The sequence below is a fragment of the Pseudomonas sp. PKS genome, assembly GCF_051913525.1.
In the GTDB taxonomy this organism is placed as follows: domain Bacteria; phylum Pseudomonadota; class Gammaproteobacteria; order Pseudomonadales; family Pseudomonadaceae; genus Aquipseudomonas; species Aquipseudomonas guariconensis_D.
On record NZ_JBEGDO010000010.1, the window covers coordinates 1 to 23,551 of the forward strand.

Genomic DNA, 23,551 nt, shown 5'->3' on the forward strand with positions numbered 1-23,551 from the left:
AGAGCCTGAACCTGGACATCACCCAGATCAACAGCCTCAACCAGCAAGGGGTGGAAAACCTCAACGAAACCCTGCGTCATTGCGATGCCCTGAGCCAGCAGGCGGGGCGGTTGAAGCAGCTGGTGGGCAGCTTCAGGATCTGAGGCGCGCCCTTCGCGGGTAAACCCGCTCCCACAGGTATCGCGCCGTTCTCAGGTTCGGCGCTGTACCAGGGGGAGCCGGCGCGGCCTCGCCTGCTCCTACCGAATCTGCGAAAAACCCTGTGGGAGTGGGTTTAGCTGCGCAGCAGCCCTTCGTTAGGCCAGCGCCACCTTGCGCGCCTTGCCCCGACGCACCCAGCCCAACAGCACCGCGGCCATCAGCACGAAGCCCAGGTAACCGAAGAAGGGATACACCTCGCCCACCAGGCTGATGAACCCGACCAGGCTGCACACGAACGCAGCCCCCCCGGTGAGCACCGCCCCCCAGCGAAACTTCGTCGTCCCGGCTGGCAACAGACGTGACAAGAAGGAAAACAGCGTCCCCACCGCCGTGTTGACGATCATCCCGAAGATGATCAGGCACATCACCAGCCCCAGCAGCGGCGAAACCTCATTGGCGATCGACAACATCGGCATGGGCAGTTCGGCCACGCTGTCCAGGCGCGACAGCAGCCCCGCGCTCATCACCAACATCAGCCCACCGAGCGCCGCGCCCCCGATAAGACCACCCCAGATGGCAGTCTTCTCACCCTTGGCCGACCCACCGAGAATGGCCAGGATCGGCGCACCGGCCACGATGTTGTAGGACACATACAGGAATGCCCCCAGCAACCAGTGCCGAGTGCCGGCCTCTTGCTGGCTGGCCAAATGGTCGAGTTCGGCGAAGCTCTGCTCGCGCGAGAACACGGCATACAAGGCAATCGCCGAGGCCACCAGAATCAACAGCGGGGTGATGGCGCCAATGGCGACGATCACCTTCTGCACATCCAGGCACACAATGGCCACCACCAACACCGTCACCAGCACACTGCCCGCCAGGGCCGGCACGCCGAACTGCTGCTCAAGCAATGCGCCACCGCCAGCCAACATGACCACGGTGACGGCAAACATGAAAAAGGTGATCAGCCAATCGACGAACCACCCCAGGTGACGCCCGCAAATGGCCTGGATCACGTCCTTGTGGGACGTTGCCTGCTGGCGATTGCCCAGCCCCGCCAGGGCCATGCCCAGGAAGGTGAACAACGCGGCGCTGACCAACGCCCCGACCAGGCCCCAGACGCCGAAATCGACGAAGAACAGCAACAGTTCCCGTCCGGACGCGAAGCCCGCCCCCACGATCACGCCGATGAAAGCACCGGCGATCTTCAGCTGCTCTTGCATGTGAACCTCTGGCTTTATTGTTGTTGTCGTTCAAAGGGGCGTCGTGCCCCGGCTCGCCTCAGTCCTGCCCGACGAACGCCTGCACTTCGATCTCCACATCCACCCCCAGCGCCAAGGCCGAGGCCACGGTCGAGCGCACCGGCAAGGCGTCGCCGAAGACTTCCTTGTAGACCTCGTTGAAGCCAGCGAAGTGAGCCATGTCCGACAGCCATACCGTGGCCTTCACCACCTGATCGAAGCGCGCGCCACAGGCGGCCAGGCTTTCGCCGATACGCTCGCATACCGCGCGGGTCTGCGTCTGGATGTCGCCGCGGACCACTTCACCGCTGGCGCTCATCGGCACCTGCCCGGACAGGAACAAAAAGCCGCCGGCCTTCACCGCGCGCGAGAACGGGAACGGCAGGCTGCTGGGAAAACGCTGGATGTCATTGCTCATGGGAATCTCCACTCACGGTTGTAGAAAACGGCCCGGAGACAAACGCTCCGGTGAAACGCCCTGCGCCACCAGGCTCGGGCAGAGGGGCATGCCCAGCAGCAGGTCAGCCGCTAGGCGCGACGCACCGGCGGCCGACTGGATGCCATAGCCGCCTTGCGCCGCCAGCCAGAAGAACGCTGGCGTGCGTGGGTCGAAACCAATCACCAGGTCGCCATCGGCGACGAACGAGCGCAGCCCCGCCCAGCTGTGGCTCGGACGACGGATCTGCAGCGTAGTCATGGCCTCGATGTTGTAGATGCCCAAGGCCACGTCCAGCTCCTCGGGCGCGGCATCCTGCGGCTCGACCGGATCGGCGTTGGCGGGCGAACCGAGCAACTGGCCGGCGTCGGGCTTGAAGTAGAAGCTTTCATCGACCCCGATCACCGCTGGCCAACGACCGAAGTCCTGCCCATCCGGGCCCGGGAAGGTAAAGGCACTGCGCCGGCATGGCTGCAGACCGACCTTGGCCACGCCACACAGCTCGGCCACCTGATCGGCCCAGGCGCCTGCGGCATTGACCAACTGCCGGGCTTGCAGATGGCTGCCATCGGCCAGTTCCACCTCCCAAAGGTCGTCGAGGCGATAGGCCCGGGCCAGTTCGGCATTGCAGCGTAGCTCGCCTCCGGCGGCGCGGTAGCCACGCAAGAAGCCCTGGTGCAAGGCATGCACGTCCAGGTCCATGGCACCGGGTTCATGCACCGCACCGACGAGGATGTCCTCACGCAGGCTGGGCACCAAGGCCAAGGCACCCTCACGATCGAGCAAGCTGACGTCGGTCCCGTTGGCCAGGTTCTGTGCGTAGGTGGTCTCGAGCAGTTCGCGTTGCTCGGTGCTGGCGACATACAAGCAGCCGCGTGGTTCGAGCAGTGGATGCTCGCAGAAGCCTGCTGGCGGATGCTCGTAGAACGCCCGGCTGGCGCGGGTCAGGGCCTGGATCTGCGGCGTTCCGTAGGCCTCCATGAACATGGCGGCCGAGCGGCCGGTGGCGTGATAGCCCGGCTGCATTTCCCGTTCGAGCAGCAGTACCCGGCCCTGGTCGGCCAGGCGGTAGCCCAAGGAGGCACCGGCAATGCCCGCGCCGATGATCAGGGTGTCGTAGATCTGTGCCATGGGCGCTCCTGTCGCGCAAATTATCATTTATGAGAATTCTAATATATGAGAATTTCGGTTCGCGCAAGTGTCCAAGGTAAGATGCCGACCAAAGCCGCACACGAGAGCCCCGATGCCCGAAGACCGCACGTCCGCCACCCAGCGCCCTGGCGCCCTCCCCCTGCTCGACCGCGCCGAGGTCGGCGCGCGCCTGCGCCAGGTCCGCAAGGCGCAGCACATGACGCTCAAGCAGTTGTCGGCGCTCAGTGGCGTACCGGTCTCCACCTTGTCGAAGATGGAACTGGCGCAGGTCTCGGTGAGCTACGAAAAACTGGCTGCCGCCGCCCGCGCCCTGAAGCTGGATATCGCCCAGCTGTTTCGTGCCAGCGGCCCGGTGGATACGCCAGTGCCGGCGACCGTGGTGGTCGATTCACTGCCTGCGGCCCCCGGTTACTCCACCGGCACCTATGACTACCATCCCATCGCCGGCGCCTTCCCCGAGCGCCGCATGACGCCCGCCTACGCCCGCATCATTGCGCGCGAACGTGGCCAGTTCGATGACTTCATCCGCCACCCGGGTCAGGAATTCGCCCTGGTGCTCAGCGGTCGCGTGCGCATCCTGTTCGAAACGGGTGAAGCGGTGAGCATCGGCCCGCAGGAAACCGCCTATTTCGACAGCCAGGTCGGGCATATCTATCTGTCTGAAAGCGAAGACGGTGGGGATGCACAGGTGATGGTGGTCATGACCGATCGATGAACGGGGTCCCGGTTCATCCATCCGGACGAAGAAAAAGGCGCCCAGTTATAACCTAATAACGAACAAGTCTATTCGGTTATAAAAAAACCTTTATGCTGGCAACCATCCGATCACGGGCAAGCTTGGGCGTCGAGTAGCGTATGGATGTAGGTTCTTTTGGTTTCACCATCGCGGGGCTGGTTGTAGGTTTCATCGTTGGCATGACCGGCGTCGGCGGAGGCTCGCTGATGACCCCCATCCTGCTCTGGTTCGGCATCAGCCCTGCCACTGCCGTCGGCACTGACCTGTTGTATGCGGCGATCACCAAGGCCAGTGGCGTCTGGGTCCATGCGCGCAACAAGAACGTCGACTGGAAGATCACCGGCCTGCTGAGCCTGGGCAGCGTGCCCGCGGCAGCGCTGACGCTTTGGTTCCTCCACACCTTGCATGCCGACACCTCCGCGCTCAACGCGGTGATCAAGCAAGGCCTGGCCGTGGTGTTGATCCTCACGGCCCTGGCCATCCTGTTCAAATCCCGCCTGCAGGCCTTCGCCAGCCGCCACGCAGGCGACCACTACCACCTCAGCGACCGCAGCCTCAATACCCTTACCGTGCTCACGGGCGTGGTGCTGGGCGTGATGGTCACCCTGACGTCCATCGGCGCAGGCGCCCTGGGCACCGTGGCGCTGTTCCTGCTGTATCCCTTCCTGGTCACCCGCCGCCTGGTGGGCACCGAGATCGCCCACGCCGTACCGCTCACCCTGGTGGCCGGCCTTGGCCACGCGGGCATGGGCAATATGGACTGGTCGTTGCTGGGCTACCTGCTGCTCGGCTCGCTGCCAGGCATCTACCTGGGCAGCCATCTTACCGGGCGTATTTCCGACCGTTTGCTGCGCCCGTGCCTGGCGGGGATGCTGCTGCTGATCGGCTACAAGCTCGCGTTTTGACAGGATGGGCGCACGTTGCGCCCGTTTCGCAGATTCCACAGACACCCGGCGATATTCGAGGCGCCGGCTAAGCCCTCATCCCAAGCGTAGCCGCCACTTCCCCGCACGGCTCAAGTGCACGCGCGAAAGCGCTGGCACGTCGATAAGCGCAAAGGCCGCCAGCGGACAGCCAAGCACATGCACCATCGCCGCCCGCATCACCAGCGGATGCGTCACCGCCACCCACGCTCCCGGCGTATCGAACGCCTCCAGCCAGGCCGCGACGCGCTGGCACAGATGCGCGACGGACTCACCGCCAGGGGGCGCACAGTGAGGGTCTTGCAGCCATTGAGCCAAGGCTTCTGGCTGCTCGGCCTGCAACGCTTTGAGCGTCACACCTTGCCAGGCCCCCATGTCGCAGTCCGCGAGGGCGGGCTCGACAACCGAGCCCGCCCCCAGCCCTGCGCAGGTCTCTTGCGCCCGGCACTCCGGCGCACTCAGAAAACCGTTGCAAGCTGGAAGCGAGGGCCATTCAGCCACCGGCAAAATGCGCTCGTCAGGGCTGGGGAAATACCCGACCTTCTGGGCCGAGGTCAGGGCATGGCAGATGAGGGTCAGGCGCGCGGCTTTCACCAAGGGCTCTCGTCATGAGGTGGGCCAGGTAGCCTATCAGACAAATGCCTGCCCCAGCCCCCACAGCGGCAGCAGCCCCACCAGACAGACCGACACGCGTGGCCAGTAAGGCAGCAGCATCACCAGCAACACCGCCGCCAGAGAGATCATCCCGAACCAGGCCACCGGCCCCATGGCCCACCCCCACGTCTGGGCGCACAACAGCAGGCTGGCCAACAACCCTGCCCAACCGCCCCCTCGCAAGCCCAGGCGCAGCCTGCGGGGACTCGCGCGCCCCCACACCTGCTTGGAGTGTCGCTCCAGCCCCTGGCACAGGCCTGTCATGCCGGCGTAGGCGAACAGCAACGCGCCGAGAATCATGCTCGTCATCCTTCAGCCCCCACGGTCCGCCCTGCCTTCGCCTTGACCGGAGCTGGCGTGGCGCGCGCAACACGCAAGGCCGCCAGGGCCAGTCCCACGCCCAGCACCACGCCAGTCACCTCCACGCCCAGCCGCATGTGATCCGCCGTGCCGGTAGATGCCCCCAGCGCACCCAGCCCCATGCACAACAGCGCCGCCGCGCTCAACTGCTCGACCCAGGCGCGCTGGGCCGGGCGCAAGCCGGCATGCAGCAGGGCCAGCAACCAGCCGGCAAAGAACACCCGCACCTCCCAGGCTCCGCGCTGGGCCAGTTCGACCGGCAACAGGCGGCTGGCCCACAACAAACCGGCGCAGGCCAGCAACAAGCCGCTGATGAACCCGACGTTGCACACCTCGGCCAGCCGATACCAGCGGCGCGCCGAGGCCGTTGCGTCGGTGTACTTGCGCCCACGCTTGATGCAAAACAGCACCAGGCCGCTGGCAATCATCGCGCAACTGACCACGCCACAAACGAAGTACAACCAGCGCATGGGGTAGCCGCCGAACTGGGCGAAGTGCAGGCCGATCATCACCCGCTGGGTCAAGGGCGCCGGACGCAGTTCAGGTACATCACTGAGCAATTGACCGCTCACCCCGTCGAAGACCATGGCCTGGCCCTTGGTCAGGGCAATGCGGTTGCCAAGCTCGGGACGGATCTCGATCCGAGCACCGGTGGTGTTCGGATGACGGATGTTCAGCCCTCCGATCGGCCCCAAACGCGCCTGGGCCTGGGCCAGCAACGGGGCGATCTCGACCAGCTCCGCCGGCTGCCTGGCCACGCGCTGCAGCGCCTCCTGGCGGCCATTGCCCTGGGCCTGGAAGTAGGCACGAGGGTCGCCCTCGAACAAGGCATCGATCCCGGCCGGGATGTACATCAGCATGAAGATCACCAACCCGGTGTAGGTGATCATCAGGTGGAACGGCAACAACAGCACCGCGCTGGCGTTGTGAAAATCCAGCCAGGACCGCTGTCCCTTGTTCGGGCGAAAGGTGAAGAACTCCTTGAAGAGCTTCTTGTGGATGACAATGCCAGTGACCAGCGCCGCCAGCATCACCAGGGCCAACGCACCGACCACGAAGATGCCCCAGTTGCGCGGCAAATCCAGCGTGAAGTGAAAGCGGAAGAAGAAGTTGCCGCCGACGCTGTCACGCACGTTGATCGGCTCGCCCGTCTGTGGGTCCAGTTGCACGCCGACGCCATGACGCCGGTCGCCGGTGGACACCCGCAGGCCCGGCGAGCGCTCGGTCGGCAGGCTGATCCCCCAGTTGTCGGCCTTCGGCGCGTGGGCCTGCAGGTAGGCAATTGCACGCTCGGCGGCATCGGCCTGAGACACGTCACTGGCAGCGATCTCCGGCTGCATCCAGTGGCTGAGCTCCTTATCGAACACCGCCAAGGTGCCGGTGACGAAAATGGCGAACAGCAACCAGCCGAAGACCAGCCCGGCCCAGGTGTGCAGCCAGGACATGGATTGGGTGAAGCTGTTCTTCATGTCAGCCATCCCATCGCCTGGGGCCAGAAGCCCACCAGCGCCAGAGGCGCGGCCAGCCCCAGCGGCGTCCAGGCACGCAGGGCGTCGCGGCTGGCGAAGGCCCAGAGGATCGCAGCGGTGTAGAAAATGAACGACGCCAGCGTGGCGACGATCACTGCATCGCCCGGCGCCATCGGTAATAACCGCGCCAGGCAAGCCGTGGCGGCGTAGGTGAAGGCGTAGCCGCCGAGCAGTGCGGCGGCGCTGCGCGAGAGAATGGCCAGCCCGATGGGGTGGGTGTTCATCAATAGCTCCTAAGGACGCTCAGGTCGGTGTGGGACTGACGCCCCGCGAGGGGGCCGCACAGCGGCCCTCTTGCGTATCAGAACGAGATATTCAGCGCCGCGAACACCGCACGCCCTGGCTGGTTGTAGGTGTTGGCCCCCGAGCTGCTGGCGTTGCCGCCGCGCAGGATCTGCTTGTCGAAGACGTTGTTCACGCCCACGCGCACGTCGTAGTTGGCGTTGAATGTGTAGCCTGCGCTCACATCCACCAGGCCGTAGGCGTCCACGTCCTGCTGGGCAGTTTTGTCGTAGTCCTGTTGAGTGCGGTAGTTGTAGGTCGGCGACTTCTGCTTGCCAAAGTAGGTACCCGCCACCTGGAACGACAGCTTGTCGGTCGCGCGCCAGTCGAGGGTGCTGTTGATGGTGTACTCGGGAATCACCGACAGCGGCTCGCCGGTGTCACGGTTGTCGTTGTCGAGCATCCAGGTCAGGTTGGTGTTCCAGTCCAGGCTCGGCGTCAGCGCCATGAAGACGTTGCCTTCGATCCCTTCCACACGCGCCTTGCCGGCGTTCTCCCACTGGGTCACGCGGCGCCCGCCATTGATGTCGTAGACCACGTCAGTGCCACCGATGATCTTGTTCTGGTAATCGTTACGAAAGTATGTCGCGCTGGTGCGCCAGGTGCCACGGTCGTACAGCAGGCCGATTTCCTTGTTGACGCTGATCTCGGGCTTGAGGTCGTCGTTGCCCTGCAGGTAGCAACCACCGGAGTTGCTCTGCTGCGTGCTGCAACCGTTGCCGCGGCTATAGAGCAGGTAGTTGGGGTTGGACTGGTACAGGTTCGGGGTCTTGTACGCCCGGGCGATGCCGCCTTTGACACTCAGCGCATCGGTGAGCTTGTGCGACAGGTTCAGGCTCGGGCTGAAGTTGTCACCGAAGGTCTCGTGATGATCGAAGCGCAGGCCCGGGGTGATGGTGGTGTCGCCGACGATGATGTTGTCTTCGACGAACAACGCATAGCTGCGGGCGGTCATCTTGGTGTCGCTGCGGTCGAAGCCGATGATCGTGTTGTCGCCAGCGCCGCTGGGGTCGAAGCTTTGCGGACGGAACGAGCCCTGGTCGTTGAGCGACTCATAGAGGTACTCGCCACCGAGGGTCAGCACATGCTCGGTGCTGCCCATGGCGAACGGCAGGTTCACTTCGCTGCTCAAGCGTGTGTTGCGCAGGCGCGACATGGCCGAGCCGGCATCGTTGGGCGCCCCCTCGACGCTGCCGGCCAGGCCTTCGTTCAGGCGCCAGTTGCGCACGTACTCGTAGGCCAGGACGGTCTTGCTGGTCCCCCAGGTGAAGTCGCCCAGGTGGGTCAGGTCATAGGTGCCGCGCTGCATGACGTTGGTTTCATGGCCATACAGCTCGGACATCAGCTCCAGGTTGCCCCCTCCGTTACTGTTCATGGTATCGCCGGCAAAGAGGTTGCCCTGGCGGCTGTAGCCGGCGCTGACTTCAAGGCGGTGCTCGTCGTTGAGTTTCCAGCTCAACAGGCCATTGATGTCCTTGTTGCGCACCCCTTCCCGGCCGGCCACCAAGGCACTGTTGGCGTGATCGGCGTTGATGTCCAGGTCGTCGGCATCGGTCTTGGCCAGGCCGCCATAGAGGCGAAAACCCAGGTTCTCGGTCAGGCCACCGCTGAGGTTGAAGTTGGCCCGACGGCTGGCGCCTTCTGCACTGTCCTCGGGCAACTGGGTGAACAGGCTGACGTTGCCCTTGAATGCTTCGGTGGGGCGCTTGGTGATGATGTTCACCACACCGCCCATGGCACCGGAGCCATAACGCGCTGCGGCCGGGCCACGAAGGATTTCGATGCGCTCGACGGCCTCGGCCGGCACCCAGTTGGTCTCGCCACGGGTGTCACGGTCGCCGTTCCAGCCGTAACGCACCGAGTTGCGGGCGCTGGAGGGCTTGCCGTCGATGAGGATGAGGGTGTTTTCCGGGCCCATGCCGCGCAGGTCGATCTGGCGGTTGTTGCCACGCGCGCCGCTGGCGCTGTTGCCGGTCAGGTTTACGCCAGGCTCGCGGCGGATGAGCTCGGACAGGTCATTGGCCGGCGGATGACGCTTGATGTCCTCCTCGGTGATGATCGACGAACCCAGCGCCTGACGAGCCTCGCGCTCGGCGGTGACCAGGGTGTCCTGGATCACCAGCGCATTGCTGTCGATCGGCACTTCCAGCACCTCACCGGCAGGCTTCTCCTCGGCCTGGGCCGCGGTCGCCACCATGGCTGGCGAGGTCAGCGCGACAAAGGCCAGGGCCAGGCTGTTGGGTGAAGTTCTGGGTTGCATGGGGACATCTCCTGCGGTTCATGGGCAAAGGCACGACCCGGCCAGCCAGCCGACGAGCCCTCGCCCACCGACCTTGCAGGCAAATTGCCAGGTCCACAGGGAGGCTGAATATAATGATTCTCAAATGGGTTTAAATCTTATTTACGAAATTTACAGATTGCCGAGGAACGTTCAAATGCCGCAGCCAATGGCTCTACGACGGGATAATCCGCTCTCCTGAGGAGCATCGCGATAGGCCAGAGCCCAAGGCAAGGTCGTTGCTTGAATATATGAAATTCCATATATTTGTTTTTCCGCATATCTCAATTGATCGTGGTTGCATGCTCATACCGACCCATTTTCCCCAGCGCCTGGCAGACGAAACCGCTAGCGCGCCACCTGCTGCCAAGGAACGTGCACGATGCTAGCTGCCGCCGCCGTCTTTCTGTTCACCTTGATCCTGGTCATCTGGCAACCCAAAGGCCTGGGCGTCGGCTGGAGTGCCAGCCTCGGCGCGTTGCTCGCCTTGCTGGTGGGTGCTGTATCGCTGCAGGACATCCCCACGGTCTGGGCGATCATCTGGAACGCCACCGCCACCTTCATTGCCATCATCATCGTCAGCCTGTTGCTGGACGAAGCGGGCTTCTTCGAATGGGCTGCCTTGCACGTGGCCCGCTGGGCGCGCGGCGACGGGCGACGCCTGTTCATGTTCATCGTGCTGCTGGGGGCGGCGGTATCGGCGCTGTTCGCCAATGATGGGGCCGCCTTGATCCTCACCCCGATCGTCATGTCCATGCTGATGGCCTTGCGCTTCTCCCCCGCCGCCACCCTGGCCTTCGTGATGGCCGCTGGGTTCATTGCCGATACAGCGAGCCTGCCATTGGTGGTGTCGAACCTGGTGAACATCGTCTCGGCCGACTATTTTGGCCTGGGCTTCTCGACCTATGCCTCGGTGATGCTTCCGGTCAACTTGGCTGCGGTGCTCGCCACCTTGCTGGTGCTGTTTCTGTACTTTCGGCGAGACATCCCGGCGCACTATGCGCTCGACGACCTCAAGCCCCCAGCCATGGCCATCCGCGACCGCGCCACCTTCCGCGTCGGCATGTGGGTATTGGTCGCGTTGCTGGCCGGCCTGTTCGTCCTGGAGCCGCTGGGTATCCCCATCAGTGCCGTGGCGGCAGCCTGCGCCGCCGTGCTGTTCATCGTGGCCGCCCGCGGTCATGTGATTGCCACCCGCCGCGTGCTGCGCGAAGCGCCCTGGCAGATCGTGGTGTTTTCCCTGGGGATGTACCTGGTGGTCTACGGCCTGCGTAACGCCGGGCTGACCGACTCGCTCACCACCCTGCTCGATCGCCTGGCGGCCCAAGGCCTGTGGGCCGCCACCCTGGGCACTGGACTGGTCGCGGCACTGCTTTCTTCGGTGATGAACAACATGCCCAGTGTGCTGATCGGCGCCCTGTCGATCCACGCCAGCGAGGCTCAAGGCGTGGTGCGCGAGGCGATGATCTACGCCAATGTCATCGGCTGCGACCTGGGCCCGAAGATCACCCCCATCGGCAGCCTCGCAACCCTGCTGTGGCTGCATGTGCTGGCGCGCAAAGGCGTGCGCATCACCTGGGGCTACTACTTCAAGGTCGGCATCCTGCTGACCCTGCCGGTGCTGCTTGTCACCCTCTCGGCATTGGCCTTGCGGCTAAGCTTCTGAGCCCGAAAGTCCTGCGATGACGCCGGCTCACGTGGCAGCACACCTGCGACTTGGCCACTCACGTTATCTCAATCGCCAGTCCCCATGTCCTACAGTGAATACGGTCGCGTCCATTCGGACGCGGCACGGATTCCGAGGCCTGCGATGCGTGGCGCTGACAACTTCGATTCATCTCCGCCCAGCCGGGCACTCCCCTCCATCCCCCGCAGCGTCTGGGCATTGGGCTTCGTCTCGATGTTCATGGACATCTCGTCGGAGATGATCCACGCCTTGCTGCCGCTGTACATGGTGTCGGTGCTGGGCACATCGGTGGTGGCGGTGGGGTTCATCGAGGGCGTGGCCGAGGCGACGGCGTCGATCACCAAGGTGTTTTCCGGCGCGCTCAGCGACTGGCTGGGCAAACGCAAGCTGCTCACCGTGCTCGGTTATGGTCTGGCAGCCTTGACCAAACCGGTGTTCCCATTGGCCTCAGGCCTGGAATGGCTGACCGCAGCGCGTTTTGTCGACCGTATCGGCAAGGGTATTCGCGGTGCACCGCGTGATGCGTTGATCGCCGATATCACGCCGCCTGGGCTGCGCGGCGCGGCTTTTGGCCTGCGCCAGGCGCTGGACACCGTGGGCGCCTTTCTCGGGCCGTTGCTGGCTATCGCGCTGATGTGGCTGACCGCAAGCCACTTCCAGACAGTGTTCTGGGTGGCGGTGATTCCGGCGTTTCTCGCCGTCTTTGTGCTGATCGCCTTCGTCCGCGAGCCCGAGGCCCCTGCCCATGGGCGGGCGGTGCGCTCGCCATTGGCAGTGGACGAGCTGGCGCGACTGGGCCCGGCGTACTGGCGGCTGATCGGTCTGGTCATGGTGTTCACCCTGGCGCGTTTCAGCGAGGCCTTCTTGCTCCTGCGCGCCCAGGACATGGGCCTGGCGCCACTCTGGGCACCGGCGGTGCTGGTGCTGATGGCCTTGGCCTATTCGCTGTCGGCCTACCCCGCGGGTGCACTGTCGGACCGCGTCGGTCGTCGGGGCGTGCTTATGATGGGGCTGGGCTTGCTGATTGCCGCCGACCTGGCGCTGGCCTTGTTGCCGGGCTGGGCCGGGCTGGCATTGGGGGTGTTGGTGTGGGGGCTGCACCTGGGCTTCACCCAGGGCATCTTCAGTGCCTTGATCGCCGACAGCGCACCGGCGAACCTGCGCGGCACGGCGTTCGGCCTGTTCAATCTGCTGTCGGGTGTAGCCCTGCTGATTGCCAGCGTGATGGCCGGCCTGCTGTGGGATGGCGTCGGCTACCAAGCGACGTTTTTGGTCGGCGCCGCGTTTGCCAGCGCCACCCTCGCTGGGGTGGCGCTGCTACGCGGCGCGAGCGTGGGTTGAGCCCCGCTAAGCCAGTACGTCCTGAGTCGGCTGCTGTTCGAGCAGCGACCAGGCACCCTGCCCGTCCATTTCCAAGCGGTGGGTGTGGAACGTCGCCAGCGTGCTGCGGTGTCCGACACTGACCAGCAAGGTGTCAGGCATTTCGGAGCGCAGCAATGAATACAACGCATGCTCCAGACCTTCGTCCATGGCCGAGGTGGACTCGTCGAGGAACACCACCTGTGGCCGGTTGAACAACAACCGTGCGAAGGCCAGGCGCTGCTGCTCGCCCACCGAGAGAATGTTCGACCAATCGTTGCTGACCTCCAGGCGCTCGGTCAGGTGGGCCAGGTTGACTTGGCGCAGGGCCTGTTGCATGCGCGCATCGTCTGCGGGCGTACCGGGTGCGGGATAGGCAATTGCGGTACGCAAGTCGCCCAACGGCAGGTATGGGCGCTGCGACAGGAACAACGCCTGGTTGCCCAGCGGCCGCCTGACCTCGCCCTCTGCATAAGGCCACAGGCCAGCCAGGGCGCGCAGCAAGGTGGTCTTGCCGCTGCCCGAAGGCCCTTTGATCAACAGCGCCTGGCCGGCACGCAGACGCAGGTCCAGGTCGGCGATCAGCGCATGGCCGTCCGGGCGCAGTACCTGCAAGCCTGCGATATCCAACCCCTGCGCCTGCTCCTGGGTGGTGACCCGCGGTAGCGTGCTGGCCTGTTGGTTGGCGTCGAGAAACCCGGTGAGACGGTCAAGGGTGGCGCGGTATTGAGCGAAAGTGTCGTAGGACTCACGGAAGAACGACAGCGAATCCTGAACCTGGCCGAACGCCTGGGAGGTCTGCATCACATCCCCGAGCTTGATCGCCCCACTGAAGAACCGCGGCGCCTGGAGAATGAACGGAAACACCACGGCGACCTGGCTGATGCCCAGGTTGAAGCCATTGAACTTCAGGCTCCGATAGACCAGCGCCCAGACGTTGACGATCAGCGCGCCAAAGCGTCCCAGCAAGGTCCCCCGCTCGACCTGAGCGCCCTGGTAGAAAGCGATGTTCTCGGCGTTTTCACGCAGGCGCATCAAGGCGTAACGGAAGTTCGCGGTGAGTTTTTCATTCAAGAAATTCAGACGGATCAGTGGCCGCCCGAGGCGAAACGCGATCCACGTGGCGACGATCACATACAGGTACACCGCAAACACCATCGCCCGGGGGATTTCCACCCCACCCAGCGTCAAGGGCGCCGACAGCCCCCACAGGATCGCGGTGAACGCCACCAGCGAGACCAGCGCACTGACAGCGCCCAAGGCCAAGGACACCGAACCTGTGACGAACGCGTTGACGTCCAGTTCGATACGCTGGTCAGGGTTGTCCACCGGCTCGGCGAGAAACCGCCCGCGGTAATAGGCATCGCCCTGCATCCAGTCCGCGGTCAGGCGCTCGGTGAGCCAGACACGCCAATGAATGTTGAACGCCTGGGTAACGTAGTAGGTGAACAGCGAGCGCAGCACATGGATGGTGGCCAGCACCGCGAACACGCCCAGCAGGTACCAGAACGCTGTCTGGTCCAGGGCCTGCAAGGCGCTGTAGAAGCCGTTGTACCAGAACGAGAACAGCACGTTCAGGCGCACCGAGAACAGCGTCAGCACCAGCAACAGGGCAAACACCAACAGCGGGCGCCAGCTGCGCCTGAAACTGAAGTAAGGCCCGGCGAGGGACCAGAATTGACGTCCCCACCGCGTAAAGCGCACCGCCAAGGCGCCAGCGGCGGTGAAACCGATGAGGGTGATGATGGAGGCGATTGCGAGCCAGCTCAGGCTCTCTTGCAGGGCCTGGTGCCAGTTCATGTCCATAGCGGGGTATCCATTGCGAGGTTTTTGCGAGCGTAGCATTCCCCGACGATTTATCTGGCATCCATGACGGACTTTTCATGTTTGCCAGACGCCATCGCGGGACGCGTCGAAGCGCCAAATCACCGCCCCGACGTGCCCCGCGATCGGACTGCAAAGCAGCCCCGCTTGCCTACGGCCTCACGCCGCCTGCTGCAGCGCCTCTTTCACCAACGGATCCACCCCCTCCCCGCCATCAGCCTGCAGCCGCTCCCCCAACTGCCGACGCATCGCCGGCGTCCAGAAGCTCTGCAAATGCTGCCTCACGCCCTGCACTGCCAGCGCCCGGTCAGGCTCGCTGGCAAAGTACTGGGCGATCTGGTTGGCCATCTTGACCAGGCTGTCATGACCGCTCATCGACGCACCTCGGTTTTCTCGGATTTCTCGGCCTGGCGACGCTCCTTGAGCAGGCGTTGTTGCTCGTCACTGAACGCCTGGTAGCGCTTCTGCCATTCCGAGGGCTGGAACACCTTGACCACCTCCACCGCCGTCACTTTGTACTCAGGGCAGTTGGTGGCCCAGTCGGAGTTGTCGGTGGTGATCACGTTGGCGCCGGATTCGGGGAAGTGGAAGGTGGTGTACACCACCCCCGGTGCTACCCGGGAACTGACCTTGGCACGCAGTACGGTCTGCCCTGCCCGGCTGCCCACGCCTACCCAGTCGCCGTCGCTGATACCACGGGCCTCGGCGTCGTTGGGGTGGATCTCCAGGCGGTCTTCGGCGTGCCAGGCGACGTTGCCGGTGCGTCGGGTCTGGGCGCCGACGTTGTACTGGCTGAGGATCCGGCCAGTGGTCAGCAGCAGCGGGAAGCGGCTGTTGACCTTTTCGTCGGTGGGCACGTAGCCGGTGAGCATGAAGCGCCCCTTGCCCCGCACGAACTGGTCGATGTGCATGGTCGGGGTGCCGTCGGGCGCAGCGTCGTTGCACGGCCATTGCAGGCTGCCATGGCGGTCGATCTCGGCATAGCTGACCCGGTGGAAGGTCGGCGTCAGGCGGGCGATTTCGTCCATGATCTCGGACGGATGACGGTAGTCCATCCGATAGCCCAGGGCATTGGCCAGGGCGACGGTGGCTTCCCAGTCGGCCTTGCCGGCCAGCGGGTCCATGACCTTGCGCACCCGCGAGATGCGGCGCTCGGCGTTGGTGAAGGTGCCGTCCTTCTCCAGGAACGAGCTGCCCGGCAGGAACACGTGGGCGAACTTGGCCGTCTCGTTGAGGAAGATGTCCTGCACCACCACGCACTCCATGGCCATCAAGGCCGCGGTCACGTGCTGGGTGTTGGGGTCGCTCTGGGCGATGTCTTCGCCCTGGCAGTAGAGGGCCTTGAAGCTGCCATCGAGGGCCGCCTCGAACATGTTGGGAATACGCAGGCCCGGATCAGGCTGCAGGGTCACGCCCCAGGCCTGTTCGAACTCGGCGCGCACGGTCTCGTTGGAGATGTGCCGGTAGCCCGGCAGCTCGTGGGGGAACGAGCCCATGTCGCAGGAGCCCTGCACGTTGTTCTGCCCCCGCAGCGGGTTCACGCCCACGCCTTCACGGCCGACATTGCCGGTGGCCATGGCCAGGTTGGCGATGCCCATCACCGCGGTACTGCCCTGGCTGTGCTCGGTGACGCCCAGGCCGTAGTAGATCGCCGCATTGCCGCCGGTGGCGTACACGCGGGCGGCTTCGCGGATCTGCTCGGCAGGCACGCCGCACACCGGGCCAAGCGCCTCCGGAGCGTTTTCCGGCAGGCTGACGAAATCACGCCAGCGGGCGAAGTCTTGCGCCTCGCAGCGAGCATCGACGAACGGCTGGTCGACCAGGCCTTCGGTGACGATCACATGGGCCAGGGCGTTGAGCATTGCCACGTTGGTGCCCGGACGCAGTTGCAGGTGCAACTCGGCGCGGGCGTGGGGCGAATCCACCAGATCGATGCGCCGTGGGTCGATGACGATCAGCCGCGCGCCCTGGCGCAGCCGGCGCTTGAGCTGGGAGCCGAACACCGGGTGGGCGTCGGTGGGGTTGGCGCCGATCACGAGGATCACATCGGCCTGCATCACCGAGTCGAAGCTCTGGGTACCGGCGGACTCGCCGAGGGTCTGCTTGAGGCCATAGCCGGTCGGCGAATGGCACACCCGCGCGCAGGTATCGACGTTGTTGTTGCCGAAGGCGGCGCGTACCAGCTTCTGCACAAGGTACGCTTCTTCGTTGGTGCAACGGCTGGAGGTGATGCCGCCGATGGAGTCACGTCCATGCTTGAGCTGGATACGCCGGAACTCGCTGGCGGCATAGTTGACCGCCTCGTCCCAGCTGACCTCTTGCCACGGGTCGTTGATGTGCTTGCGGATCATCGGCTTGGTGACGCGATCCGGGTGGGTCGCATAGCCCCAGGCGAAGCGGCCCTTGACACAGGCGTGGCCGTGGTTGGCGCCGCCGTTCTTGTCCGGGACCATGCGCACCAGTTGGTCGCCCTTCATCTCGGCACGGAACGAACAGCCCACGCCGCAGTAGGCGCAGGTGGTGATTACCGCGCGCTCGGGCTGGCCCAGCTGGATCAGGCTCTTCTCGCTCAGGGTCGCGGTCGGGCAGGCCTGCACGCAGGCGCCGCAGGATACGCACTCGGAGCTCAGGAAGTCGTCACCACCGGCCGCCGCCACGCGGGACTCGAAACCACGACCGGTGATGGTCAGGGCGAAGGTGCCTTGGATATCTTCGCAGGCGCGCACGCAGCGGCTGCAGACGATGCACTTGCTCGGCTCGTAGTCAAAGTACGGGTTGGAGACGTCCTTCTTCTCCTCCAGGTGGTTGGCACCGTCGTAGCCGTAGCGCACCTCGCGCAGGCCGACCTGGCCCGCGACCGTCTGCAATTCGCAGTTGCCGTTGGCCGAACAGGTCAGGCAGTCCAGCGGGTGGTCGGAGATGTACAGCTCCATGACATTGCGCCGCAGATCGGCCAGGCGCGAGGTCTGGGTCCGCACCACCATGCCTTCGCTCACCGGCGTAGTGCACGAGGCCGGGTAGCCGCGCATGCCCTCGATTTCGACCATGCACATGCGGCAAGAGCCGAAGGCTTCCAGGCTGTCGGTGGCGCACAGTTTTGGAATGGTGGTGCCAAGCAAGGCCGCGGCGCGCATCACCGAGGTGCCGGCGGGCACGCTGATCTCACGGCCATCGATGACCAGGCTGACCTGCACGTCGCTTTCGCGGGCGGGGGTCCCCAGGTCGAGGTCGTTGGTGGGGTCGAAGAAATTGATCACTGGGCGGCCTCCGTGGTGGTCAGACCGAAGTCAGCAGGGAAATACTTGAGGGCACTGGCCACCGGGTACGAGGTCATCCCGCCCATGGCGCAGAGTGAGCCGTACTGGAGGGTGTCGCACAGGTCGCGTAGCAACAGCGCCTGGTCTTGGCGCTCGGCCAAATCGGTGCTGGCGATCAGCCGATCCACCACTTCCATGCCGCGGGTCGAGCCGATCCGGCAAGGGGTGCATTTGCCGCAGGATTCCTCGGCGCAGAACTGCAAGGCGAAGCGGGCCATGCTGGCCATGTTCAGCGTGTCGTCAGCCACCACCACACCGCCGTGGCCCAGCATCGCGCCCATGGCGGCGAAGGCCTCGTAGTCCAGCGGCGTGTCGAAGCCACTGGGCGGCACCCAGGCGCCCAACGGCCCGCCCACCTGTGCGGCCTTGAGCGGCCGGCCACTGGCCGTGCCGCCACCGTAGCCCTCCACCAACTCACGCAGGGTAAGACCGAAGGCACGCTCCACCAGCCCACCGTGGCGAATGTTGCCAGCCAGCTGGAACGGCATGGTGCCCAGCGAGCGCCCCATGCCAAAGTCGCGATAGAACGCCGAGCCTTTGGCCAGGATCACCGGCACCGAAGCCAGGGTGAGCACGTTGTGCACCAGGGTTGGCAGGCCGAACAGGCCTTCGAGGGCCGGCAGCGGTGGCTTGGCCCGCACGATCCCCCGCTTGCCCTCGATGGACTCGAGCAGCGCGGTTTCCTCGCCGCAGATATAGGCGCCGGCGCCGACCCGCACTTCCAGGTCGAAGGCCAGGCCGCTGCCGGCGACGTCGTCGCCCAGGTAGCCTGCCGCGCGGGCGATGTCGAACGCGGCGTTGAGCGCATGGATCGCATCCGGGTACTCCGAACGCACATAGATGTAGCCCTTGGTGGCGCCGACGGCCAGGCCGGCGATGGCCATGCCTTCGATCAGCAGGAAGGGGTCGCCTTCCATCAGCATGCGGTCGGCGAACGTGCCGGAGTCACCTTCGTCGGCATTGCAGACCACGTACTTCTGCGCAGCCTGCGCGTCACGTACGGTGCGCCACTTGATGCCTGCCGGGAATGCCGCACCACCCCGGCCACGCAGGCCAGAGTCGAGCACCGCCGCGACCACGTCCGCGCCATCGAGCGCCACCGCCCGGGTCAGGCCTTCGAAGCCCCCATGGGCGCGGTAATCCTCGAGCGACAAGGGCCGGGTGATACCGGCACGGGCGAACAGCAAGCGCTGCTGGGTTTTCAGATACGGGATCTCGGCCACCGGCCCAAGGGCCAGCGAATGGCCAGCAGGCTCGCTCACCAAGGCATCCAGCAGGCTCGGCACATCTTCGGCGGCAACCGGGCCAAAGCCCAAGCGCTCGCCGGCCTGTTCCACTTCGACCAGCGGCTCCAGCCAATAGAGGCCGCGAGAGCTGGTGCGTTGAATATCCACCGGCAGCTGCCGGCGCTCGGCCTCGCGGGCCAGTGCGTCGGCGACCTGATCGGCGCCTACCGCGCGGGCGACCGAATCGCACGGAACGAATAGCTTCAGCATGCTTCTTCCTCCCGGCAGCCGTTGACCAGAGCGCGCAGGCGCTCAGGGGTCAGGCGCGCGTGCAGTTGCCCGTCCAGTTCCAGGGCTGGCGAACAGGCGCACGCCCCCAGGCAATACACCGGCCTCAGACTGATGGCGCCATCGGCGGTGGTGCCGTGATCGTCCAGCGCCAACTGCTCACGCAATTGCGCGGCCAGCGCCTCGGCGCCCCGGCTCTGGCAGGACTCGGCTCGGCACAGGCGCAAGGTATGGCGCGCCGGGGGCGAAGTACGGAAATCGTGATAGAAGCTGATCACCCCGCGCACCTCAGCCAGGCTGAGGTTGAGGGCATGGGCGATTTCAGGGACGGCGACGTCAGGCACGTAGCCTGCGTCTTCCTGGATGGCATGGAGGATCGGCAGCAAGGCACCGGCGGTGTCCTTGTAGCGCTCCAGCACGCGCTGGATCAATGGCAGGTGAAGCGTCTCTTCAGGCATACAGCGGACCTCGGCATCACGGACCGCTGCAGGGCAAGCGTCCGGCGTCTTCTGCTGCGGCGCACCGTCCATGTCACGGTCACATGGTCTCCGGGCGCCCTCCGTACCTAGGCCCTGCGTCTGCGCGCAGTGGGTCCGTAGGCATCCTGCAAGCATGGCACCCCTGGCGCTGGAAGGTTGCGCCCAAGCGACAGGGCTCATTCTGAAACCGACGCGGTGATGGTACGCCTGCGATCGAATCTGCCTGGCGTCTTCCGGCGCCTTGGTTTTCCAAAGCCAAAGCACAACGCCGCCAAGCAGAAGAGCGATTGTCACGCCCAACGCTCTCTCAGCTGGCACTTTGCCGACATTGCATCGGGATGTGGCCTGCACGATTCGAAGCCATGGGAGCGTCAGGCGCTTACATCTGTCACAACAGGTCGGGGAACGCAGCGCCAAGCAGGACGGGATCCTTCAGGATCGATGCACTGCTGGCGATATCCGGGGCCAGCCAACGGTCCTGGGCATAGGCCGGGACCCGTTCGCGCAACAACCGCCAGGCAACGTGGGTACCGGCGCCAAAGCGTTGCTGCTTGAGGAACTCGAACGCTTGGGCCGCCAACAGGTACTCGATGGCGAGGATCTGCGTACAGTTCTCCAGAGCCCGGTGCAGCTTCAACCCGGCATTGGTGCCCATGCTCAAGTGGTCCTCCTGCAGCCCGGAGGTGACGTAGTTGTCGATGACTGCCGGTTGTGCCAGCTGACGGTTTTCCGCACAGAGTGAAGCGGCCACGTACTGGACAATCATCATGCCCGAATTGACACCCGGTTGGCTGACCAGAAAAGCCGGCAAACCGCTTACCAACGGGTTGATCAGGCGATCGAGACGACGCTCGGCAATGGCCCCGATCTCGGCCACCGCGATGGCCAGCAAGTCGGCCGCCATGGCCACGGACTGGCCGTGCGGGTTGGCCTGGGAAACCACCCGGTACGACTCGGGTGTACCCAGCAACATCGGGTTGTCGGTAGAGGAGTTGAGTTCGGTCTCGATCTGCCGCGCCGCGTGTGCCAACTGATCGCGCGCGGCGCCATGCACCTGCGGAATCGAGCGAATGCTCAAGGCATCCTGGGTGCGAATGCCACGGCTGCTGGCAATGATCTCGCTGCCGTCCAGCAGGCGGCGCAAGTTGCTGCCCACACGCTGCATGCCCGGGTGCGGTTTCATCGCGATGATTTCAGGGTCGAAGGCATCGAACTGGCCACGCAGGGCCTCGAAGCTCATGGCGCCGATAACATCGGCCCATTGGCTCAAGCGCGTGGCGTCGTCCAGGGACAGGCAGCTCAGGCCGGTCATGCACGGGGTGCCGTTGACCAGGCACAGGCCATCCTTGGCTCCCAGTTTCAGCGGTGACAGGCCGACCTCGGCCAAGGCTTGCTGCGCCGGCACGATCTGGCCACGGTAGCTGACCTGGCCGACGCCCAACAAGCTGATACTGATATGGGCCATGTGGGTCAGGTAGCCCACCGACCCCTGTTTCGGCACCTGCGGGGTGATGTGCTGGTTGAGCAGCGTCAGCAGCGCCTCGACCACCTTGCGCTGCAAGCCGGAACGGCCCTGGCAGAAATTGATGATCGCCGCGCACATGATCGCCCGGGTCTGTTCGTCCGACAGCGCCGTACCCACGCCACAGGCATGGCTGAGCAAGGTGTTGCGCGACAGCTGGCTGAGTTGTTCGTCCTGCAACGACACATTGCACAGGGCGCCAAGCCCGGTATTGACGCCATAGGCGCGCTCACCGCTGGCAACGATGCGCTGGACGATCGCCTGGGCGTTCTCGATCCGCGCCCAGGCCGACGGGGCCAGCTCAAGCTTCGCCCCATGCCGCGCCACGGCTACCACATCCTGCCAGCGCATTGGCGCTTCGGCGATGATGACTCTTTCGGCAATCGACATACACGCGGTTCCTTAAAGCGAAGCTACGCGGCGTTGCACGAAACGATCGACGTATTCGTCCGCAGGCTGGTAGAGGATTTCCTTCGGTGTGCCGACCTGGATCAGGCGACCGTCCTTGAGAATGGCAATCCGGTTGCCGATACGCACCGCTTCGTCCAGATCGTGCGTGATGAAGACGATGGTCTTGTGCAGGGTTTTCTGCAGCTCAAGCAACTGGTCCTGCATTTCGGCGCGAATCAGCGGATCGAGCGCACTGAAGGCTTCGTCCATGAGGATGATGTCGGTATCGGCGGCCAAGGCTCGGGCCAGGCCGACGCGTTGACGCATGCCACCCGACAACTGATGCGGGTACGATTTTTCGTAGCCCTTGAGGCCCACGGTGTTGATCCAGTGCAGCGCTCGCTCAGCGCACATGGCCTTGCTCTCACCACGGACTTTCAGGCCATACGCGACGTTGTCCAGCACGGTGCGGTGCGGCAACAGGCCGAAGCTCTGGAACACCATGCTGATCTTGTGCCGGCGGAATTCGCGCAGGGCTTGCATGTCGTATTGCAGGATGTTCTCGCCATCGACCAGGATCTCGCCGCTGGTCGGCTCGATCAGGCGGTTGAAATGACGCACCAGTGTCGACTTGCCCGAACCCGACAGCCCCATGATCACGAAGATCTCGCCGCTGCCAATGGACAGCGAGAGATCGTTGACCCCGACCACGCAGCCGGTTTGGGCCAGCACCTGATCCTTGGCTTTTTTCTGGCGGATCATTTGCAGGGCGTCTTCGGCGCGAGCACCGAAAACCTTGAAGACATGCTTGACTTCGATCTTGTTCATCATCTGCTTGTCGCTCATTTGCCCACCCCATGCCGTGGCCGGCCATAGGCCTGGGTAATACGGTCGATCACGACCGCCAGAATCACGATGGCCAGGCCCGCTTCGAGGCCGCGGCCCACGTTCAGGGTCTGGATGCCGACCAGCACATCTTCACCCAAGCCACGAGCACCGATCATCGAGGCGATGACCACCATCGACAGGGCCATCATGGTGGTCTGGTTGATCCCGGCCATGATGCTCGGCAATGCCAGTGGCAACTGCACGCCGAACAGTTGCTGCAGGCGATTGGCACCAAAGGCATTGATCGCCTCCATGACCTCGCCGTCCACTTGGCGAATGCCTAGATCGGTCAGGCGAATGAGCGGCGGAGCGGCATAGATGACGGTGGCAAAGATCGCCGGCACCTTGCCCAGGCCGAACAGCATCAGGACCGGAATCAGGTACACGAAGCTGGGCATGGTCTGCATGATGTCGAGCAATGGCATCAGCACCGCCCGCAACCGATCGTTACGCGCCGAAAGGACACCCAGCGGAATGCCGACCAGGACCGAGATCAGCGTGGCCACCAGCATCAGCGCCAAGGTCTGCATCAGCTTGTCCCACAGGCCTACCGCACCGACCAGGAACAGCAAGCCGACGATCACCACCGTGGTCACGACTTTACGGGTGGAGTGCCAGGCAATGCCCGCGACGATGGCCAGGACCAGCCACCAAGGAGTTGCGCGTAGCAGGCCTTCGAGGTTGACGATGGCCCACAACAGGGTGTCGGAAATGTGCCGGAACACATCACCGTAGTTGCTTACCAGCGCATCGACCCAGCCATTGACCCAGTCGGCAATGGAAAACGTGAAGTTTTTCGGAAACATGGAATTGTCTCGAGCAAGTGCATGGAGCGGACCGTC

21 protein-coding genes are annotated in these 23,551 nt (G+C 64.5%); 5 read left to right on the plus strand and 16 right to left on the minus strand.

All coding sequences use genetic code 11. The features are described from left to right. A partial coding sequence (locus ABOA88_RS12490; protein WP_440127978.1) for a hypothetical protein occupies positions 1-143 on the plus strand: 143 nt, incomplete at its 5' end. Positions 144-296: 153 nt separating this feature from the next. On the opposite strand, the gene ABOA88_RS12495 is transcribed toward ABOA88_RS12490, so the two are convergent. The 3 genes from ABOA88_RS12495 to ABOA88_RS12505 are packed head-to-tail and all read right to left on the minus strand — an operon-like array spanning position 297 to position 2,946. After that, positions 297-1,361, minus strand: coding sequence for a YkvI family membrane protein (locus ABOA88_RS12495; protein WP_367851644.1), 1,065 nt, complete (start codon positions 1,359-1,361; stop codon positions 297-299). 58 nt (positions 1,362-1,419) lie between these two features. Further along, the gene (locus ABOA88_RS12500) at positions 1,420-1,797 is read right to left on the minus strand and encodes a RidA family protein (protein ID WP_196169845.1); all 378 of its coding nucleotides are present in this window, start codon (positions 1,795-1,797) and stop codon (positions 1,420-1,422) included. 12 nt (positions 1,798-1,809) lie between these two features. Further along, entirely contained in the window at positions 1,810-2,946 is a 1,137-nt protein-coding gene (locus tag ABOA88_RS12505) for an NAD(P)/FAD-dependent oxidoreductase (protein WP_367851645.1), read from the minus strand. Positions 2,947-3,058: 112 nt separating this feature from the next. On the opposite strand from ABOA88_RS12505, the gene ABOA88_RS12510 reads away from it, so the two are divergent. Further along, on the plus strand, positions 3,059-3,682 hold the full coding sequence (locus ABOA88_RS12510) for a helix-turn-helix domain-containing protein (protein ID WP_196169847.1): 624 nt from the start codon (positions 3,059-3,061) through the stop codon (positions 3,680-3,682). 140 nt (positions 3,683-3,822) lie between these two features. Continuing rightward, positions 3,823-4,608 carry a sulfite exporter TauE/SafE family protein gene (locus ABOA88_RS12515; protein ID WP_043215886.1) on the plus strand — a complete coding sequence of 262 codons (786 nt, stop codon included), beginning with the start codon at positions 3,823-3,825 and terminating at the stop codon, positions 4,606-4,608. Positions 4,609-4,683: 75 nt separating this feature from the next. Here ABOA88_RS12515 and ABOA88_RS12520 read toward each other — a convergent pair whose 3' ends face one another. The 5 genes from ABOA88_RS12520 to ABOA88_RS12540 form a co-directional block, all read right to left on the minus strand. Next, positions 4,684-5,220, minus strand: coding sequence for a histidine phosphatase family protein (locus tag ABOA88_RS12520; protein ID WP_196169848.1), 537 nt, complete (start codon positions 5,218-5,220; stop codon positions 4,684-4,686). A gap of 36 nt (positions 5,221-5,256) precedes the next feature. Beyond that, complete coding sequence (locus tag ABOA88_RS12525) at positions 5,257-5,589, minus strand: DUF3325 domain-containing protein (protein WP_367851646.1); 333 nt, start codon at positions 5,587-5,589, stop codon at positions 5,257-5,259. Continuing rightward, complete coding sequence (locus tag ABOA88_RS12530) at positions 5,586-7,109, minus strand: PepSY-associated TM helix domain-containing protein (protein WP_367851647.1); 1,524 nt, start codon at positions 7,107-7,109, stop codon at positions 5,586-5,588. Before ABOA88_RS12530 ends, ABOA88_RS12525 begins: the two co-directional genes overlap by 4 nt. Beyond that, positions 7,106-7,393 carry an iron transporter gene (locus tag ABOA88_RS12535; protein ID WP_196169851.1) on the minus strand — a complete coding sequence of 96 codons (288 nt, stop codon included), beginning with the start codon at positions 7,391-7,393 and terminating at the stop codon, positions 7,106-7,108. Before ABOA88_RS12535 ends, ABOA88_RS12530 begins: the two co-directional genes overlap by 4 nt. 77 nt (positions 7,394-7,470) lie before the next feature. Continuing rightward, positions 7,471-9,711, minus strand: coding sequence for a TonB-dependent siderophore receptor (locus tag ABOA88_RS12540; RefSeq protein ID WP_196169852.1), 2,241 nt, complete (start codon positions 9,709-9,711; stop codon positions 7,471-7,473). Between the two features lie 400 nt (positions 9,712-10,111). Here ABOA88_RS12540 and ABOA88_RS12545 point away from each other — a divergent pair, with 400 nt between their 5' ends. Together ABOA88_RS12545 and ABOA88_RS12550 are read left to right on the plus strand one after the other, a co-directional pair. Then, the gene (locus ABOA88_RS12545; protein ID WP_367851648.1) at positions 10,112-11,395 is read left to right on the plus strand and encodes an arsenic transporter; all 1,284 of its coding nucleotides are present in this window, start codon (positions 10,112-10,114) and stop codon (positions 11,393-11,395) included. 144 nt (positions 11,396-11,539) lie between these two features. Continuing rightward, on the plus strand, positions 11,540-12,757 hold the full coding sequence (locus ABOA88_RS12550; RefSeq protein WP_367851649.1) for an MFS transporter: 1,218 nt from the start codon (positions 11,540-11,542) through the stop codon (positions 12,755-12,757). 6 nt (positions 12,758-12,763) lie between these two features. Here the strand turns inward: ABOA88_RS12550 and ABOA88_RS12555 are convergent, their stop codons facing one another. From ABOA88_RS12555 to ABOA88_RS12590, 8 genes are all read right to left on the minus strand, one after another. Continuing rightward, entirely contained in the window at positions 12,764-14,581 is a 1,818-nt protein-coding gene (locus ABOA88_RS12555; protein ID WP_367851650.1) for an ABC transporter ATP-binding protein/permease, read from the minus strand. 177 nt (positions 14,582-14,758) lie between these two features. Beyond that, entirely contained in the window at positions 14,759-14,974 is a 216-nt protein-coding gene (locus tag ABOA88_RS12560; RefSeq protein WP_070571044.1) for a formate dehydrogenase subunit delta, read from the minus strand. Continuing rightward, entirely contained in the window at positions 14,971-17,856 is a 2,886-nt protein-coding gene (gene fdhF, locus ABOA88_RS12565; RefSeq protein ID WP_196169856.1) for a formate dehydrogenase subunit alpha, read from the minus strand. Before fdhF ends, ABOA88_RS12560 begins: the two co-directional genes overlap by 4 nt. Then, on the minus strand, positions 17,853-19,412 hold the full coding sequence (locus ABOA88_RS12570; RefSeq protein WP_367851651.1) for a formate dehydrogenase beta subunit: 1,560 nt from the start codon (positions 19,410-19,412) through the stop codon (positions 17,853-17,855). Before ABOA88_RS12570 ends, fdhF begins: the two co-directional genes overlap by 4 nt. Further along, a complete protein-coding gene (locus ABOA88_RS12575) occupies positions 19,406-19,888 on the minus strand; it encodes a formate dehydrogenase subunit gamma (protein ID WP_196169858.1) in 483 nt (160 codons plus the stop codon). Before ABOA88_RS12575 ends, ABOA88_RS12570 begins: the two co-directional genes overlap by 7 nt. A 409-nt stretch (positions 19,889-20,297) precedes the next feature. After that, positions 20,298-21,821 carry a histidine ammonia-lyase gene (gene hutH / locus ABOA88_RS12580; RefSeq protein WP_196169859.1) on the minus strand — a complete coding sequence of 508 codons (1,524 nt, stop codon included), beginning with the start codon at positions 21,819-21,821 and terminating at the stop codon, positions 20,298-20,300. Positions 21,822-21,833: 12 nt separating this feature from the next. Continuing rightward, complete coding sequence (locus ABOA88_RS12585; RefSeq protein ID WP_196169860.1) at positions 21,834-22,667, minus strand: quaternary amine ABC transporter ATP-binding protein; 834 nt, start codon at positions 22,665-22,667, stop codon at positions 21,834-21,836. Continuing rightward, positions 22,664-23,515, minus strand: coding sequence for an ABC transporter permease (locus tag ABOA88_RS12590; RefSeq protein ID WP_070571041.1), 852 nt, complete (start codon positions 23,513-23,515; stop codon positions 22,664-22,666). The genes ABOA88_RS12585 and ABOA88_RS12590 overlap by 4 nt, the downstream gene beginning before the upstream one ends. Positions 23,516-23,551: the final 36 nt, after the last annotated feature.

What these genes read in the sequence shown, in the direction of transcription:
- ABOA88_RS12495 (WP_367851644.1), bottom strand. Translation starts at nt 1,361, where the DNA reads ATGCAAGAGCAGCTGAAGATCGCCGGTGCTTTCATCGGCGTGATCGTG.
- ABOA88_RS12500 (WP_196169845.1), bottom strand. Translation starts at nt 1,797, where the DNA reads ATGAGCAATGACATCCAGCGTTTTCCCAGCAGCCTGCCGTTCCCGTTC.
- ABOA88_RS12505 (WP_367851645.1), bottom strand. Translation starts at nt 2,946, where the DNA reads ATGGCACAGATCTACGACACCCTGATCATCGGCGCGGGCATTGCCGGT.
- ABOA88_RS12510 (WP_196169847.1), top strand. Translation starts at nt 3,059, where the DNA reads ATGCCCGAAGACCGCACGTCCGCCACCCAGCGCCCTGGCGCCCTCCCC.
- ABOA88_RS12515 (WP_043215886.1), top strand. Translation starts at nt 3,823, where the DNA reads ATGGATGTAGGTTCTTTTGGTTTCACCATCGCGGGGCTGGTTGTAGGT.
- ABOA88_RS12525 (WP_367851646.1), bottom strand. Translation starts at nt 5,589, where the DNA reads ATGACGAGCATGATTCTCGGCGCGTTGCTGTTCGCCTACGCCGGCATG.
- ABOA88_RS12530 (WP_367851647.1), bottom strand. Translation starts at nt 7,109, where the DNA reads ATGAAGAACAGCTTCACCCAATCCATGTCCTGGCTGCACACCTGGGCC.
- ABOA88_RS12535 (WP_196169851.1), bottom strand. Translation starts at nt 7,393, where the DNA reads ATGAACACCCACCCCATCGGGCTGGCCATTCTCTCGCGCAGCGCCGCC.
- ABOA88_RS12540 (WP_196169852.1), bottom strand. Translation starts at nt 9,711, where the DNA reads ATGCAACCCAGAACTTCACCCAACAGCCTGGCCCTGGCCTTTGTCGCG.
- ABOA88_RS12545 (WP_367851648.1), top strand. Translation starts at nt 10,112, where the DNA reads ATGCTAGCTGCCGCCGCCGTCTTTCTGTTCACCTTGATCCTGGTCATC.
- ABOA88_RS12550 (WP_367851649.1), top strand. Translation starts at nt 11,540, where the DNA reads ATGCGTGGCGCTGACAACTTCGATTCATCTCCGCCCAGCCGGGCACTC.
- ABOA88_RS12555 (WP_367851650.1), bottom strand. Translation starts at nt 14,581, where the DNA reads ATGGACATGAACTGGCACCAGGCCCTGCAAGAGAGCCTGAGCTGGCTC.
- ABOA88_RS12560 (WP_070571044.1), bottom strand. Translation starts at nt 14,974, where the DNA reads ATGAGCGGTCATGACAGCCTGGTCAAGATGGCCAACCAGATCGCCCAG.
- ABOA88_RS12570 (WP_367851651.1), bottom strand. Translation starts at nt 19,412, where the DNA reads ATGCTGAAGCTATTCGTTCCGTGCGATTCGGTCGCCCGCGCGGTAGGC.
- ABOA88_RS12575 (WP_196169858.1), bottom strand. Translation starts at nt 19,888, where the DNA reads ATGCCTGAAGAGACGCTTCACCTGCCATTGATCCAGCGCGTGCTGGAG.
- hutH (WP_196169859.1), bottom strand. Translation starts at nt 21,821, where the DNA reads ATGTCGATTGCCGAAAGAGTCATCATCGCCGAAGCGCCAATGCGCTGG.
- ABOA88_RS12585 (WP_196169860.1), bottom strand. Translation starts at nt 22,667, where the DNA reads ATGAGCGACAAGCAGATGATGAACAAGATCGAAGTCAAGCATGTCTTC.
- ABOA88_RS12590 (WP_070571041.1), bottom strand. Translation starts at nt 23,515, where the DNA reads ATGTTTCCGAAAAACTTCACGTTTTCCATTGCCGACTGGGTCAATGGC.